Origin of the sequence: Streptomyces sp. NPDC058665, assembly GCF_042714995.1 — a bacterium.
Lineage (GTDB): Bacteria > Actinomycetota > Actinomycetes > Streptomycetales > Streptomycetaceae > Streptomyces.
Window position 1 is genome coordinate 23847 of record NZ_JBHXRX010000065.1, and the last position, 13603, is coordinate 37449.

12 protein-coding genes and 1 pseudogene are annotated in these 13603 nt (G+C 72.9%); 6 read left to right on the plus strand and 7 right to left on the minus strand.

Features of this window, described 5'->3' with window-relative positions:
* The first annotated feature begins 25 nt into the window (after positions 1-25).
* The 5 genes from pcaH (at position 26) to ACFWV8_RS31490 (ending at position 6144) form a co-directional block, all read left to right on the plus strand.
* A complete protein-coding gene (gene pcaH / locus ACFWV8_RS31470) occupies positions 26-763 on the plus strand; it encodes a protocatechuate 3,4-dioxygenase subunit beta (RefSeq protein ID WP_384211815.1) in 738 nt (245 codons plus the stop codon).
* Positions 760-1389, plus strand: a complete 630-nt coding sequence (gene pcaG / locus ACFWV8_RS31475) for a protocatechuate 3,4-dioxygenase subunit alpha (protein ID WP_384211751.1) — start codon at positions 760-762, stop codon at positions 1387-1389. Before pcaH ends, pcaG begins: the two co-directional genes overlap by 4 nt.
* On the plus strand, positions 1376-3250 hold the full coding sequence (locus ACFWV8_RS31480; RefSeq protein WP_384211756.1) for a lyase family protein: 1875 nt from the start codon (positions 1376-1378) through the stop codon (positions 3248-3250). Before pcaG ends, ACFWV8_RS31480 begins: the two co-directional genes overlap by 14 nt.
* A complete protein-coding gene (pcaC, locus tag ACFWV8_RS31485; protein WP_384211762.1) occupies positions 3247-4431 on the plus strand; it encodes a 4-carboxymuconolactone decarboxylase in 1185 nt (394 codons plus the stop codon). Before ACFWV8_RS31480 ends, pcaC begins: the two co-directional genes overlap by 4 nt.
* A gap of 117 nt (positions 4432-4548) precedes the next feature.
* Complete coding sequence (locus tag ACFWV8_RS31490; protein ID WP_384211767.1) at positions 4549-6144, plus strand: MFS transporter; 1596 nt, start codon at positions 4549-4551, stop codon at positions 6142-6144.
* A 1-nt stretch (position 6145) separates the two neighbouring features.
* Here the strand turns inward: ACFWV8_RS31490 and ACFWV8_RS31495 are convergent.
* The 7 genes and pseudogenes from ACFWV8_RS31495 to ACFWV8_RS31525 all read right to left on the minus strand — a co-directional run.
* Positions 6146-6898: pseudogene (locus ACFWV8_RS31495) on the minus strand (phosphotransferase family protein); the annotation flags it as partial.
* A gap of 148 nt (positions 6899-7046) precedes the next feature.
* Positions 7047-7844 carry an alpha/beta fold hydrolase gene (locus ACFWV8_RS31500; RefSeq protein WP_384211770.1) on the minus strand — a complete coding sequence of 266 codons (798 nt, stop codon included), beginning with the start codon at positions 7842-7844 and terminating at the stop codon, positions 7047-7049.
* 64 nt (positions 7845-7908) lie between these two features.
* The gene (locus tag ACFWV8_RS31505; protein WP_384211773.1) at positions 7909-8694 is read right to left on the minus strand and encodes an SDR family NAD(P)-dependent oxidoreductase; all 786 of its coding nucleotides are present in this window, start codon (positions 8692-8694) and stop codon (positions 7909-7911) included.
* 7 nt (positions 8695-8701) lie between these two features.
* Positions 8702-9904 carry a serine hydrolase domain-containing protein gene (locus ACFWV8_RS31510; protein WP_384211776.1) on the minus strand — a complete coding sequence of 401 codons (1203 nt, stop codon included), beginning with the start codon at positions 9902-9904 and terminating at the stop codon, positions 8702-8704.
* Between the two features lie 234 nt (positions 9905-10138).
* Positions 10139-10912 carry an energy-coupling factor ABC transporter ATP-binding protein gene (locus tag ACFWV8_RS31515; protein ID WP_384211781.1) on the minus strand — a complete coding sequence of 258 codons (774 nt, stop codon included), beginning with the start codon at positions 10910-10912 and terminating at the stop codon, positions 10139-10141.
* Positions 10909-11670 (minus strand): cobalt ECF transporter T component CbiQ, encoded by a 762-nt coding sequence (gene cbiQ, locus ACFWV8_RS31520; RefSeq protein ID WP_384211788.1) that lies wholly within the window; start codon positions 11668-11670, stop codon positions 10909-10911. Before cbiQ ends, ACFWV8_RS31515 begins: the two co-directional genes overlap by 4 nt.
* Position 11671: 1 nt before the next feature.
* A complete protein-coding gene (locus tag ACFWV8_RS31525) occupies positions 11672-12814 on the minus strand; it encodes an energy-coupling factor ABC transporter permease (RefSeq protein WP_384211791.1) in 1143 nt (380 codons plus the stop codon).
* Positions 12815-13052: 238 nt separating this feature from the next.
* Here ACFWV8_RS31525 and ACFWV8_RS31530 point away from each other — a divergent pair, with 238 nt between their 5' ends.
* Positions 13053-13466 (plus strand): SsgA family sporulation/cell division regulator, encoded by a 414-nt coding sequence (locus tag ACFWV8_RS31530; RefSeq protein ID WP_384211797.1) that lies wholly within the window; start codon positions 13053-13055, stop codon positions 13464-13466.
* Positions 13467-13603: the final 137 nt, after the last annotated feature.

Below are 13603 nucleotides of genomic sequence, written 5' to 3' on the forward strand. Positions count from 1 at the left end.
CACACAGGCGGACATCGACCGGGAGATGGCCGAGCACCAGGCCGCCTACGTCGCGGCCCGCGCGGCCGGCGCGCCCCCCGCACACCATCCGCCACGCGACTACCCGCCGTACCGCAGCACGCTGTTGCGCCATCCGAAGCGGCCACCGGTGGTCGTGGCGGGTGACCCCGAAGCCGTCGAGCTGTACGGCCCGGTGTTCGGGCACAGCGACGTCACCGATCTCGACGCGGACCTGACGGCCCAGCACATCGGGGAGCCTCTCGGCGAGCGCATCACGGTCTCGGGCCGGCTGCTGGACCGCTCGGGCCGTCCCGTGCGGGGCCAGTTGGTCGAGCTGTGGCAGGCGAACGCGGCCGGGCGGTACGCGCACCAGCGCGACCGCCATCCGGCGCCGCTGGACCCGCACTTCACCGGGGTGGGCCGGACGCTGACGGACGACGACGGCGGCTACCGCTTCACGACGATCAAGCCCGGCGCGTATCCGTGGGGCAACCACCACAACGCGTGGCGCCCGGCGCATCTGCACTTCTCGCTCTTCGGTACGGCCTTCACCCAGCGCCTCGTGACGCAGATGTACTTCCCGGGCGACCCGCTGCTCGCCCACGACCCGATCCTCCGCTCCGTCCCGGACGAGGCCGCGCGGCAGCGGCTGGTGGGGGCGTACGACCACGGGCTCTCGCAGTCCGAGTGGGCGCTCGGCTATCGCTGGGACATCGTCCTGGACGGCCCGTCCGCCACCTGGACCGAGGAAGGACAACGATGAGTGCGTACGACTCCGCTCACGGCACCGGCCTGGCCGGCGGCGCCACGCCGTCTCACACGGTCGGCCCCTTCTACGGCTACGCGCTGCCCTTCCCCGGCGGCGGCGACATGGCGCCCGTCGGCCACCCGGACGCGATCTCCGTGCACGGGCGCGTGTACGACGGCGCGGGCGCGCCGGTGCCGGACGCCCTGCTGGAGCTGTGGCAGCCGGACCCGGCGGGTGAACCCGTGCGGCTGCCGGGATCGATGCGGCGGGACCAGGTGACCGGCGGTCACGCGGGCCGGGACGGTGTCACGTTCACGGGCTGGGGGCGGGTCGCGACGGACGCCGACGGGTGGTGGGCGGCGCGGACGCTGCGGCCGGGCGCGCGGCCGGGGCATGCCCCGTACCTCAGTGTGTGCGTCTTCGCGCGGGGGCTGACCCGGCACCTCTATACGCGCCTGTATCTGCCGCAGGACGCGGAGGCGGGTTCGGCCGGGGCGCGTTCCGCCGATCCGCTGCTCGCCTCGCTTGACGCGGACCGGCGGGGGACCCTGATGGCGAAGGCCGGGCCCACGCCCGGCACGTACCGCTTCGACATCAGGCTCCAGGGCGACGAGGAGACGGTTTTCCTTGACTTCCGCTGACCACCGACCGGACGATCCGGACCACCCGCACGACGCGGACCACCCGGACGGCCCGGACCACGCCTCCGACGCGGGTCCCGTCTCCGACGCCGGGCTGCTCTCGCCCGGCCGGGCGGGGTCCGCCGCCGAGGTGGCGACCGGCGACGCCGCCTTCCTGCGCGCGATGCTGGACGCCGAGGCGGCGCTGGCCCGCGCGCAGGCGGTGGTCGGGCTCACCCCGATGGCGGCGGCCGAGGTGATCACGGCGGCGGCGGGGACGGCGGAGCGGTTCGACGTAAGGGACGTGGCGCTGCGGGCGCGCGCCGGGGGCAATCCGGTGATTCCGCTGGTGGCCGATCTGACGGCGGCGGCCGACGAGGAGGACGCGAGGGCGGGCGGCGGCAGTGACGCGGCGCAGTACGTCCACCGGGGCGCGACCAGCCAGGACATCGTGGACACAGCGATGATGCTGGTCGCCACCCGTACGGTGCCGCTGATCCTGGCGGACCTGGACCGTACGGCGGACGCGCTCGCCGTTCTGGCCACGGCCCACCGCACCACCCCGATGGCGGGTCGCACCCTCACGCAGCACGCGGTCCCGACGACGTTCGGGCTGAAGGCCGCGGGCTGGCTCTCGTCGGTACGCGATGCCCGCACCAGGCTGGCCGCCGTCCGGCTGCCGGTCCAACTGGGCGGCGCGGCAGGGACTTTGGCGGCTTTCGCCCCGGTCTACGACGCGGTGGACGGCCGGCCGGAGAGGACCTCCACCGCCGCGTCCTGCGAACCCGTCTATGACCTGACCGGTGCGCTCGACTCCACCGTGGACAGCCCTCCCGAGCCGTTGCCGGAGTATCCGGCCGGGCCCGACCCCAGTTCCGAGCCGGGGCTGGAGCCGGAGCGGGGGTTCGAGCCCGAGCCGGGGCTGGAACCCGAGCCGGGGCCGGGGACCGGCCCCGCGCCCGACGAGCCGGTCTACGACCTGCCGGGCGCGGCCCCCGGTACGGCCAACCACACCCCCGCGCCCGAGGACGAGAGCCCGCAAGAGGTCCAGGCATCCGAGGCAGCTCGGGGCGCGTCCCGGAGCGACACCGGCGTACGGCTCCTCGCCGCGTACGCCGACCAGCTCCCCCTCGCCGAACCGACGCTGCCGTGGCACACCCTGCGTACCCCCGTCGCCGATCTCGGCGCGGCGCTCGCCTTCGCGGCGGGGGCGCTCGGGAAGGTGGCCGCCGATGTGCTCGTGCTGTCCCGGACCGAGACCGGGGAGGTCGCCGAGGCGCGCGGCGGCGGTTCGTCCGCGATGCCGCACAAGCGCAATCCGGTGCGGGCCACCCTGATCGCCGCCGCCGCGCGGCAGGCACCCGCTCTCGCCTCCATATTGCTCGGGGCCCTCGTCGCCGAGGACGAACGTCCCGCGGGACCCTGGCACGCCGAGTGGCAGCCGCTGCGCGAGCTGCTGCGGCTGACCGGCGGGGCCGCCCACGACGCGGCCGAACTCGCCCACGGCCTGCGGGTGTTCCCCGACCGAATGCGGGACAACCTCGGGCTCACCCATGGACTGCTGGTCAGCGAACGGCTCGTGACGGCCCTGATCCCGGCCGTCGGCCGGACCCGTGCGAAGGAGGTGGTGGGCGCGGCCGGCCGCCTCGCGGAGCGTGCCGGTATCCCGCTCGCGCAGGCGCTGACGGAGACCGACCCGGCGGTCGCCGAGCTGATAGGCGACACGCGGCTGCACGCCCTCACCGACCCGGCGGGCTACATAGGCTCCGCCCCCGCGCTCGTCGACCGCGCGCTCGCCGAACACGCCGCCGCGGGGCGCGCGTTGGCGGAGGACGCGCTCACCGACGACGCTTCGACGGACGACTCGGAGGACCCCCGATGACCGACCCGACGGCGGAGCTCCGCCTTCCCCACACCCGGCTCGACGGCCCGCCCGACGGCGCGCCGCTGATCCTCGGGCCGTCCCTCGGCACATCCATGCGTGTGTGGGAGCCCCAACTGGCGGCTCTCGCCCGCGACCACCGCGTCCTGCGCTGGGACCTGCCGGGCCACGGCGGCTCCGCCCCCGCGTCGGCACCCGCCGTCTCCGTCGCCGCCCTGGCGGAACAGGTGGTGCGGCTGGCCGACGAACAGGGCTGGGAGCGGTTCGCGTACGCGGGGATCTCGCTGGGCGGCGCGGTAGGCCTGAGGCTGGCCGTGCACCACCCCGACCGCCTCGTCTCCCTCGCCGTGCTCTGCTCGTCCGCGTACTTCGGCGCTCCCGAGAGCTGGCGGGACCGTGCGGCGACCGTCCTGGCCAGGGGTACGGAGTCGCTGGTGGCGAGCCGGCCCGGCGTCTGGTTCGCGCCCGGCTTCGAAGACACCCCGGCCGGCTCGGCGCTCGTGGACGATCTGCGGACGGCGGACGACAAGTCGTACGCGGCCTGCTGCCTGGCCGTCGCCGAACACGACCTGCGCGACGAGCTGGCGGCCGTGACGGTTCCGACCCTCGTCGTCGCCGGGCGCGACGACCCGGCGGCCCCGCCGTCGCACGCCCGTACGAGCGCCGACGGTATCCCGGGCGCGAGCCTCACGGAGATCGCGGCAGCCGCGCATCTGGCGAACGTCGAACGCCCCGCGCCGGTGCTCGCCGCGCTGCTGAACCACCTCGAAGCGACCTCCCCGGCCGGGGCGAGCACGGTGAACGTCGGGGACGCCACGCGGCACGGCGCCGGGATGGCCGTACGCCGCGCCGTACTCGGCGACCACCACGTGGACCGGGCGGTGGCCCGTACGACCGCGTTCACCGCGCCCTTCCAGGACTTCATCACCCGCTACGCCTGGGGCGAGATCTGGACCCGGCCGGGGCTCGACCGCCGTACCCGCAGCTGCGTCACCCTGACGGCGCTGGTCGCCGGCGGGCACCACGACGAGCTGGCGATGCATGTCAGGGCGGCGGTACGGAACGGGCTCAGCCGCGAGGAGATCCGGGAGGTGCTGCTCCAGTCGGCGGTGTACTGCGGGGTGCCCGCGGCCAACAAGGCGTTCACGATCGCCGACGACGTGCTGTCGGAACACGCCTGAGGCCCGGGGGCCCGGCGCCGAGTCGCGAGTCCAGTTCGTCCCACTTAGAGTCAGATCCGGGTGAACGGTGGCGCTCCCTGTCGGAGGGCGCGCACACCCCGTTCACCACCCCCACCTATGACTGATTCACCGCCCACCCCGCCGAACTCACCGCCGAATTCACCGCCCAACTCACCGCCCAACTCACCGCCGAACACGGGGAAGCCCCCCACCCCCGAGGGCGGCCACGGCATCGCGCTGGCCATCATCGCCTCCTGCCAGCTGATGGTGGTTCTCGACATCACCATCGTGAACATCGCGCTCCCCCACATCCAGAGCGCGCTCGGCTTCTCGACCCAGAACCTGTCATGGGTGGTCAACGCGTACACCCTCACCTTCGGCGGTCTCCTGCTGCTCGGCGGGCGCCTCGGCGACATCCTGGGGCGGCGCCGCGTCTTCATGTTCGGCATCGGGCTCTTCGCCTTCGCCTCACTGCTCTGCGGTCTGGCGCAGGACTCCTGGCAGCTGCTGGCCGCCCGTGCCCTCCAGGGGGCCGGCGGCGCCATCGCGTCCCCCACCGCGCTGTCGCTGATCACCACCACGTTCCGCGAAGGGCCCGCCCGCAACAGGGCGTTCGGCGTGTTCGCCGCGGTGTCGGCGGGCGGCAGCGCGATCGGGCTGCTGCTCGGCGGCATCCTGGTGGAGTGGCTCGACTGGCGGTGGATCTTCTTCGTCAACCTGCCGATCGGGCTGCTGCTCATCGCTCTGACCCCCCGCTTCATCAAGGAGTCCGAACGGCACCCCGGGCACTTCGACATCGTCGGCGCGCTCACCGCGACGCTCGGCATGGTGGGTCTGGTCTACGGCTTCATCCGGGCGTCCGAGGAGGGCTGGACCGACAGCCTGACGCTCGGGTCCTTCGGCGCGGCGGTGGTGCTCCTGTTCCTCTTCATCGTCATCGAGCGCCGCTCGCGCCAGCCGATCACGCCGCTCTGGATGTTCCGCGACCGCAACCGCGCGGGCGTCTACGGGATGATGCTGAGCCTGTCCGCCGCGCTGTTCGGCATGTTCTTCTTCCTCACGCTCTTCACCCAGGAGGTCCTCGACTTCAGCCCGCTGCGGACCGGCCTCGCCTTCCTCCCGGTGAGCGCGGTCATCGCGGTCGGTTCGGGGGTGGCCTCACAGCTGCTGCCGCGCTGGGGCCCGAAACCGTTCATGGTGACCGGCGCGATCCTGGCCACCGCCGGCCTCGCGTGGCTGGCCCAGACGGACGTCCACAGCACGTACGCGGGCAGCCTGCTGGGCCCGGTGCTGGTCTTCGGCCTCGGCATGGGCTTCCAGTTCGTGTCGCTGACCCTGATGGCGGTCTCGGGAGTCGAGCCGAAGGAGGCCGGCGCAGCCTCCGGCGTCCTCAACGCGATGCAGCAGGTGGGTGGTTCGCTGGGGCTGTCCATCCTGGTGACGGTGTTCGGCACGGCCACGAGGGACGAGGGGAAGACCCAGGCCCGCGACTTCATGGAGCACGCGACCCCGGCCCAGAAGATGACGTTCCAGAAAACGCATTCACTGCCGAAGCCGTGGAGCGACGAGGTCCTGACGGCCGGCGTCTCGAACGCGTTCATCGTGGCGGCGGTCCTGGCGGGCGTCTCGGCGGTGATCGCCCTGTTCGTGATCCAGGTCCGCGCCTCGGACCTGGAACGCCTCCAGGGAGGCATGGCCCCACCGGGCGGCTGACCTACACCGTGTGGGAGATCACCCCAAGGGCCAGGATCAGCGCGGGCCCGGCGGTCCTGCGGGTCACGGCGGCCCGCGCGGGCGGGTAGCCGCGCGGCACGGCCTCGACGAGCATGATCAGGTAGAGGTAGCAGCGGTAGAGCGCCATGCGCAGCCGCGCGGCGGTGTCGAAGTCGGTGTCACCGCCGCCCGCCCGGTACCCGGCCAGCAGAGCGGGATCGTCCTCGGGCTCACCGAACAGATTGAGCGACACGAACTCCGCCAACGGATCGCCCCAGAACATCCGTTCCCCATCAACGACCCCACCGATCCGCCGCTCCCCCGGCTCACCGGTCAGCAGGATGTTGCCCTGCCACAGATCGAAGTGCACGAGCACGGGCACGGTGACCTCGTCCAGAGCGTGAGCGGCACCCCGCACGAGCCCCCGCACACGCTCGACGGCCACGGGCAACTTGACCCCGAACCGCTCGGCGTCGCCGAGGACCGCCTCCACCATCGCCTCGAACGCCTCCCGCCAACTCCCGGCGTTGACGACAGCCCCGGACGGATACCCGAAGCGCTTACCGGTGACGGTATGCAACTGCCCGACGTACGCCCCAAGTTCCCGCCGCAACCGCTCGTACTCCGCATCGCCGAGCCCGTCCGCCAAGGCGGACCACGGCTCCCCCGGGCACTCGGACATCACGAGCGAGTCCACCCCTAGATGCACCACCTCGGGCACGGGCACGCCGGTGCCACTGGCCTTCCGGTAGAACTCGACCTCGTTGACGAGACGCTACGACCGAGGCGGTCGAGCAACGGTAGTTCGAAAGGCTGATCGAGGCGAGCCGCGAGCCACACGTCCGGCCCGTCGGCCGTGCGGAAGGCGTTGAACCAAGACCGCTGAAAGCTGGCCCGGTGGCTCAGCCCGCCAGTACCTTCCGAAACACCCCCGCGAACTCCCCCGGTGCCTCCATGAACCCGCCGTGGCCGCCCGGGAATTCGACCGGGTGGGTGCCGAGTTGTGCGGCAAGTGCCGTGGAGGTGCGGTGCGTGAGCAGGGGGCCCGACGTTGTGCCGATGGCGATCAGCACGCGGGGCCGGGCGGCCGTCAGCGCCTTGATGTCGGGCAAGTAGCCCGCCGTGCCGCGCAGTTCGTGGGCCAGGAAGCGTGCTCCGTCCGCCTGGTCCTGGGCCGAGGGCTCGCCCGGGGGCGGGCCGGCGGCGGGCTCCATGCCGGATACGGTCATGAACTTCCCGAACGCCGGGCCCAGACCCTCCCGGTGGAACGTCTCCACGATGTCGTCCATCTCCGCTCGCCTCTCCGCCGCGTCCGGCAGCACCTCCAGCACCGGCGGCTCGTGCGCGACGGGGGTCCGGACCCGGGCCGGGTGGCGTGCGACCAGGGCGAGGCCGGTCACCGCGCCGCCGCTGCTGCCGAACACATCCGCCGAATCGGCGCCGATGTCGTCCAGGATCGCGGCGATGTCGTCGGCGCGCAGCTCGGGGGTGGAGTCCTGCGTGGGGTCGTCCAGCGTGCTGCCGGAGATGCCGCGAGGGTCGTGCGTGACGACGGTGTACTCATCCGGGAGCGCGTCGGCCAGCGGAGCGAAGTGCGCGGCGTTCATGGGCGCGCCCGTGAGCACCAGTACGGGGCCCGAGCCACGTGTTTCGTAGGAGAGGTGCGCGCCGGGGACGTCGAGTGTGCGGGTGGTGACCATGGGCGGGCCGTCCTTGCCTGGGGGTTCGGAGATACGCCGTTGAGACCTTGCCAGGTGCCGGAACTCATCGCTCCCCGGACACCGGCTCCCCCGCCAGCGCCTTCCGCAGTCCCACGTTCGCCGACAGAATCCCCCCGTCCACCGGCAGTGTCACCCCCGTGATCCATCCCGCGTCCGACGACGCCAGGAACGCCACCGCCGACGCGACGTCGTCCGGCAGACCCACCCTGCCCATCGGGTAGTGCGGGGCCGCGCGTTCCAGGTTGGCCTCGCGGCCCGCCCAGCCCTCCGTGTGGATCGTGCCGGGGGCGACGAGGTTGACGCGGACCCCGCGTGGGGCCGCGTGGCCCGCCAGGGTGCGGGTCAGGCTCGCGAGGCCCGCCTTCGCCGCGCTGTAGGCGTGGTTGCCGAAGTCCCGCTCGCCGTTGACCGAGCCGATGTTCACGATCGCGCCCCGGCCCGACGCCGCCAGGTGCGGCAGCGCCGCCCTCGCGCAGCGGAAGGCACCGGTGAGGGTCAGGTCGAGGTCGCGGGCCCAGTGTTCGTCCGGCTCGTCCTCGAAGAGCGGTACGTCCGGGGTGCAGGAGTACGCGTTGTTGACCAGGACGTCCAGCGAGCCGAAGCGCTCGACGGCGTACGCCACCGCCGCCTCCACCGACTCGCGGTCGCCCACGTCGCACCCGTACGGCACCGCGCCGTCGATCAACTCCGCTGCCCGCGCCGCCCGTTCACCGTCCACGTCCGTGATCAGCACCCGCGCGCCCTCGGCCGCCAGCCGCCGCGCTATCGCCTCGCCGATGCCCCGCCCGGCTCCCGTGATCAGCGCGGCGTGGTCCTCGAATCGCTCCATGCACCGATCATGCGGCCGATCTGACGGCTCGCACCAGGGCCTGTGCCCGGGGATCCGCCGTGACTCCCTTGCGCATGCCGTTGGTGACATAGCCGAAGGCGATGCCCGACTCGGGGTCGGCGAAGCCGAGCGAGCCGCCGCTTCCCGGGTGTCCGAAAGAGCCCGGCCCCAGCAGCGGCGCGCCCGAGCCGTGGAGCATGAAGCCGAGTCCGAAGCGCGTGCCGACGACCAGCACCCGGTCGGGGCCCGCCGACTCCTCGGTACGGGCCAGGGTCAGCGTCGCCGGCGCGAACAGCCGCTCACCGCCCCGGTAACCGCGCCCGGGGCCGTCCACCGGGCCGATCATCGCCGCGTAGCAGCGGGCCAGCGCACGCGCGGTGGAGATGCCGCCGCTCGCGGGCAGTTCGGCGGCCCGGTAGGCGGCGCTGTTCAGGTCCGGCGGCGGATCGATCGCGCCGAACGCCCGCCGCGTGAGCGATCCGGGGTCGTCGTACGCCTCCGTGACCGAGCGCTTCGCGCGCAGCCGCAGCCCCCCGCCGGCCCCGGCGGGCTCCTCGATCTTCCCTGTCCGGCCCACCCGGTGCGCTTCCTCGGCGGGTAGCCCTATCCAGAAGTCCAGACCGAGCGGGCGGGCGATCTCCTCGGCCAGCCAGCGGCCGATGGACCGGCCGGTGACGCGCTTGACCAGCTCGGCGATCAACCAGCCGTACGTGTGCGCGTGGTAGCCGTGATCGGTGCCCGGCTCCCACAAGGGCCGCTGCGCCGCCAGGGCGTGCGCTCCCGACTCGCCGTCGAGCGCCTCCGCGACGCTCAGCGGCCGGTCGAGCACGGGCACGCCCGCGCGGTGCGACAACAGGTGCCGTACGAGCACCCGTTCCTTCCCCGCCGCCTTGAACTCGGGCCAGTACGTGCCCACCGGCGCGTCCAGGTCGATCCGCCCGCGCTGGTGCAGCAGAAGCGGTACGGCGGCGGCGACGCCCTTCGTCGCGGAGTGGACGATCTGCGCCGTGTCGACGGCCCACGGCTCCGAGCCGTCGACGTCGCGTGTGCCGGCCCACAGGTCGACGACCTTGTGCCCGTCCCGGTAGACGGCGACGGCCGCGCCCCGCTCACCGCGCTCCTGGAAGTTCCGTACGAACGCGTCCCTGACGGGTTCGAAGCCCGCGGCCACCGTGCCCTGGACGTCAGCGACGCCTACCATCCCGCTCATACCTCCATGGTGCACGCATCGCCGCGAGGTCAGACCTCAGGGCGTGTCTTTTGGATCAGGCCGGATCAGGGAGCGGGGTCTGGTGCGTGTGATCGCAAGGCGGAGGAGGGAGTCAACGCGGAGGGGGCACCTCCCGTGCCCCCTTGGGGGCTACGGGGGAGTTGGCGACCGACGACAACGCGGCGAGCGCGCGTGCCAGGGCCCGCGAGCCCGGCAGGATCCGAAAGACACGCCCTAAGGCGTCACCGAAGCGGGGTTGAAACCGAACGGCAACTCCAGCCGGTGCGCACCCATCAGTTCCGCGTCGCCGAGCAGGTCCCCGGTCGGTCCGTCGGCCGCGATGACGCCCTCGCTGAGGATCACCGCGCGCGGGCACAGTTCCAGGGCGTACGGCAGGTCGTGCGTGACCATCAGGACGGTGACGTCCAACGCCCGCAGGATGTCCGCGAGTTCGCGGCGCGACGCCGGATCGAGGTTGGACGAGGGCTCGTCCAGTACGAGGATCTCCGGCTCCATCGCCAGGACCGTCGCGACGGCGACCCTGCGGCGCTGCCCGAAGGAGAGATGGTGCGGGGGCCGGTCCGCGTACTCGGCCATGCCGACCTGGGTGAGCGCCGCGACGACCCTGGCCTCCAGCTCCGCGCCGCGCAGCCCGGACGTCGCCGGGCCGAAGGCCACGTCCTCGCGCACCGTGGGCATGAAGAGCTGGTCGTCGGGGTCCTGGAAGACGATGCCGACCCGGCGGCGGATCTCGGCGAGGTTCGGCTTCGCGACCGGCAGCCCCGCGACGGTGACGGACCCGGCGCCAGCCGTGTGGATGCCGTTGAGGTGCAGGACGAGGGTGGTCTTGCCCGCGCCGTTGGGCCCGAGCAGCGCGACCCGCTCACCGCGCCCGACGGTCAGGTCGACGCCGAAGAGCGCCTGGTGGCCGTCGGGGTACGCGTACGCGAGCCCCCGCACTTCGAGAGAGGGCGGCGGTGGCGACTGCTCCTGGGACTGCGTGCTCATAGGGTCCAGCCAAGCAGACAGACCGCGAGCGCCGAGAGGGGGAGGGCGGCGGCGGACGTCCACTGCGCGCGCGAGGCCGTCATCTCGTCGATGACCGGCATCGTGCCCGTGTAGCCGCGGCTCATCATCGCCAGGTGCACCCGCTCCCCGCGCTCGTAGGAGCGGATGAACAGCGCCCCGGCGGATTTGCCGAGCACGCCCCAGTGCCGTACGCCACGCGCCTCGAAGCCGCGTGAGCGGCGGGCGATCGACATCCGCCGCAGCTCGTCGGTGATCACGTCGCCGTAGCGGATCATGAAGGACGCGATCTGGACGAGCATCGGCGGCAGCCTCAGCCGTTGCAGCCCGAGCAGCAGCGCGCGCAGTTCGGTGGTGGAGGCGAGGAGTACGGAGGCGGCGACCCCGAGCGTGCCCTTGGCCAGCACGTTCCAGGCGCCCCACAGGCCGGGGACGCTCAGCGAGAGCCCGAGGAACTGGACCTGTTCGCCGGGGACCACGAACGGCATGAGGACCGCGAAGGCCACGAACGGGACCTCGATCAGCATCCGGCGGAGCAGGAAACCGGCCGGGACACGGGCGAGCGCCGCGACGCCGGCGAGCAGCACCGCGTACAGGCCGAAGGCCCACACGGCCTCGCGCGGTGTGGAGACCACGACGAGCACGAAGCACAGGACAGCGGCGAGCTTGCAGTGCGGCGGGAGCGCGTGGACCGGCGAGTGGCCGTGCCGGTAGAGCTTGTGGGCGTGGCCGGCTCCCATGTCAGGCCCGCTCGGGCGACGCGGAAGTCCCGGAGCCGGCGGGCCCAGAGCCGGCGGCGCCGGACGAGGCCGGGGTGTTCCCCGTCGTACGGCGCCGGTGCACCACGTAGAAGATCCCGCTGCCGACCACGACCGTCGCGCCGACGCCGATCACGCCCGCGAGCCCGCCGGAGAGCCGGGCGTTGGAGATGTCCGCGACGCCGTAGTCGGCGAGCGGCGAGTCCGCGGCGGCGTGCTCCTCGACCTTCTTGTCGATGCCCTTGTCGGCGGCGACCTTCTCCAGTCCGTCGGGGCTGGCGGAGGCGTAGAAGGAGACGACCCCGGCCAGCAGCAGGGCGGCGCCGAGGCCGGCCACCAGCAGCCCGCGCGGCGAGCGCGCGGCGACCGGCGCGCCCTGCGGGGCGGCGGCGGGCGCGGCGGCAGGCGCGTCCACCAGCTCACCGTCGATCCGCAGCTTGAGCGGCGCGGCCAGCCCGCGCGCCCCGTGGACCAGGTCCGGCCGTACGGCGATGACCGCCCCGACCGTCAGCGCGGTGATCGCCGCCTCGCCGATGCCGATGAGCACGTGCACGCCGACCATCGCGGTGAACACCTTGCCGATCGGGATGTCCGTGGTGCCGCCGATCGCGTAGAGAAGGGTGAAAGCCGCGGCGGCGGCCGGCACGGACACCAGCGCGCCGACGAACGCGGACACGGTCACCGAGCGCCGCCCCCGCGGCAGGACGCGGAGCAGGCCGCGGAAGATCCCGTACGAGACGATCACCGTCACGACGCCCATGACCGTGATGTTCACGCCGAGCGCGGTGAGACCGCCGTCGGCGAAGAGGATGCCCTGCATCAGCAGGACGACGGCGATACAGAGGACCCCGGTGAAGGGGCCGACGAGTATCGCCGCGAGCGCCCCGCCGAGCAGATGCCCGCTGGTGCCCGCCGCGACCTGGAAGTTCAGCATCTGCACGGCGAAGACGAAGGCGGCGACGAGGCCCGCGAGGGGCGCGGTGCGCTCGGCGCCGTGGCCCTCGGCGAGCGGACCTGCGCCCAGTTCGCGGCGGGCGCCGCGCAGGCTGACCGCCACGGCTCCGGCGGCGACGACACCGGCGGCGGCCGACACGGGCAGGTTGATCATTCCGTCGGGGACATGCATGGGCGGGCTCCGCTTCCGGGCAGGCGTTCAGGCAGGCGTTCAGACATGAACCGCTCGGAATGAGCCGTTCGAATAGATAGTCCTCTCTTGCGAACGAGTTGCAAGAGCGCGTGCCATGCGAACCGGTGTACGGGCACCGAACGGCACGGAAAGTTTGAGTTTTCCGGGACACTCGGAGTTAAATAAGGGGCAAAAGGCATCTTTCGGTGTAAAGCGACTGCCGTAGAGGAGCGAAACGATGTCAGCCGTCGTCGAGCAGCCTGCCAAGGTCCGTCTCATCACGGACGCCCCCCACCACGGGTGCCTGACCGTCACCCTCCGCTACGACAGTGCCGACCCCCTCGCCGTCCGCGTCGCGTTCCCCGCCGAGGTGTCCCGTGACGACGCCGAAGTGGTGTGGGCCTTCGCCCGTCAGCTGCTCGAATCGGGCCTGCGTACGCCGTCCGGCGAAGGCGACGTACGCGTGTGGCCGTGCGGCAGGGCGCAGACGATGCTCGAATTCCACTCGCCGGAAGGGGTGGCGCTGACCCAGTTCGACACGTCCCTGCTGCGCCGGTTCCTCCGGCTGACGCACCAGACGGTCCCGGTCGGCGAGGAGCGCTATCCGCTGCGCGCGAAGCGCGGTCTCGACCGTCTGCTGCACCACAGCTGACCCGCACCCGGCACGCACCGACGCACGGAAACACACAGGACACAGCACACCGGACACACGTGAGCCGTGGGCGCGCGGGGCGCCGGCGGCCCCCCCGCCCGACGGGGCCGCGCCGGCGCACCCCCCCCCCCGACCCA

Excerpts from the sequence above, each read along its gene's own strand:
- ACFWV8_RS31500 (WP_384211770.1), bottom strand. The coding sequence starts at position 7,844 with ATGGTCACCACCCGCACACTCGACGTCCCCGGCGCGCACCTCTCCTAC.
- cbiQ (WP_384211788.1), bottom strand. The coding sequence starts at position 11,670 with ATGGGAGCCGGCCACGCCCACAAGCTCTACCGGCACGGCCACTCGCCG.
- ACFWV8_RS31505 (WP_384211773.1), bottom strand. The coding sequence starts at position 8,694 with ATGGAGCGATTCGAGGACCACGCCGCGCTGATCACGGGAGCCGGGCGG.
- pcaC (WP_384211762.1), top strand. The coding sequence starts at position 3,247 with ATGACCGACCCGACGGCGGAGCTCCGCCTTCCCCACACCCGGCTCGAC.
- ACFWV8_RS31515 (WP_384211781.1), bottom strand. The coding sequence starts at position 10,912 with ATGAGCACGCAGTCCCAGGAGCAGTCGCCACCGCCGCCCTCTCTCGAA.
- pcaG (WP_384211751.1), top strand. The coding sequence starts at position 760 with ATGAGTGCGTACGACTCCGCTCACGGCACCGGCCTGGCCGGCGGCGCC.
- pcaH (WP_384211815.1), top strand. The coding sequence starts at position 26 with ATGGCCGAGCACCAGGCCGCCTACGTCGCGGCCCGCGCGGCCGGCGCG.
- ACFWV8_RS31510 (WP_384211776.1), bottom strand. The coding sequence starts at position 9,904 with ATGAGCGGGATGGTAGGCGTCGCTGACGTCCAGGGCACGGTGGCCGCG.
- ACFWV8_RS31525 (WP_384211791.1), bottom strand. The coding sequence starts at position 12,814 with ATGCATGTCCCCGACGGAATGATCAACCTGCCCGTGTCGGCCGCCGCC.
- ACFWV8_RS31490 (WP_384211767.1), top strand. The coding sequence starts at position 4,549 with ATGACTGATTCACCGCCCACCCCGCCGAACTCACCGCCGAATTCACCG.
- ACFWV8_RS31530 (WP_384211797.1), top strand. The coding sequence starts at position 13,053 with ATGTCAGCCGTCGTCGAGCAGCCTGCCAAGGTCCGTCTCATCACGGAC.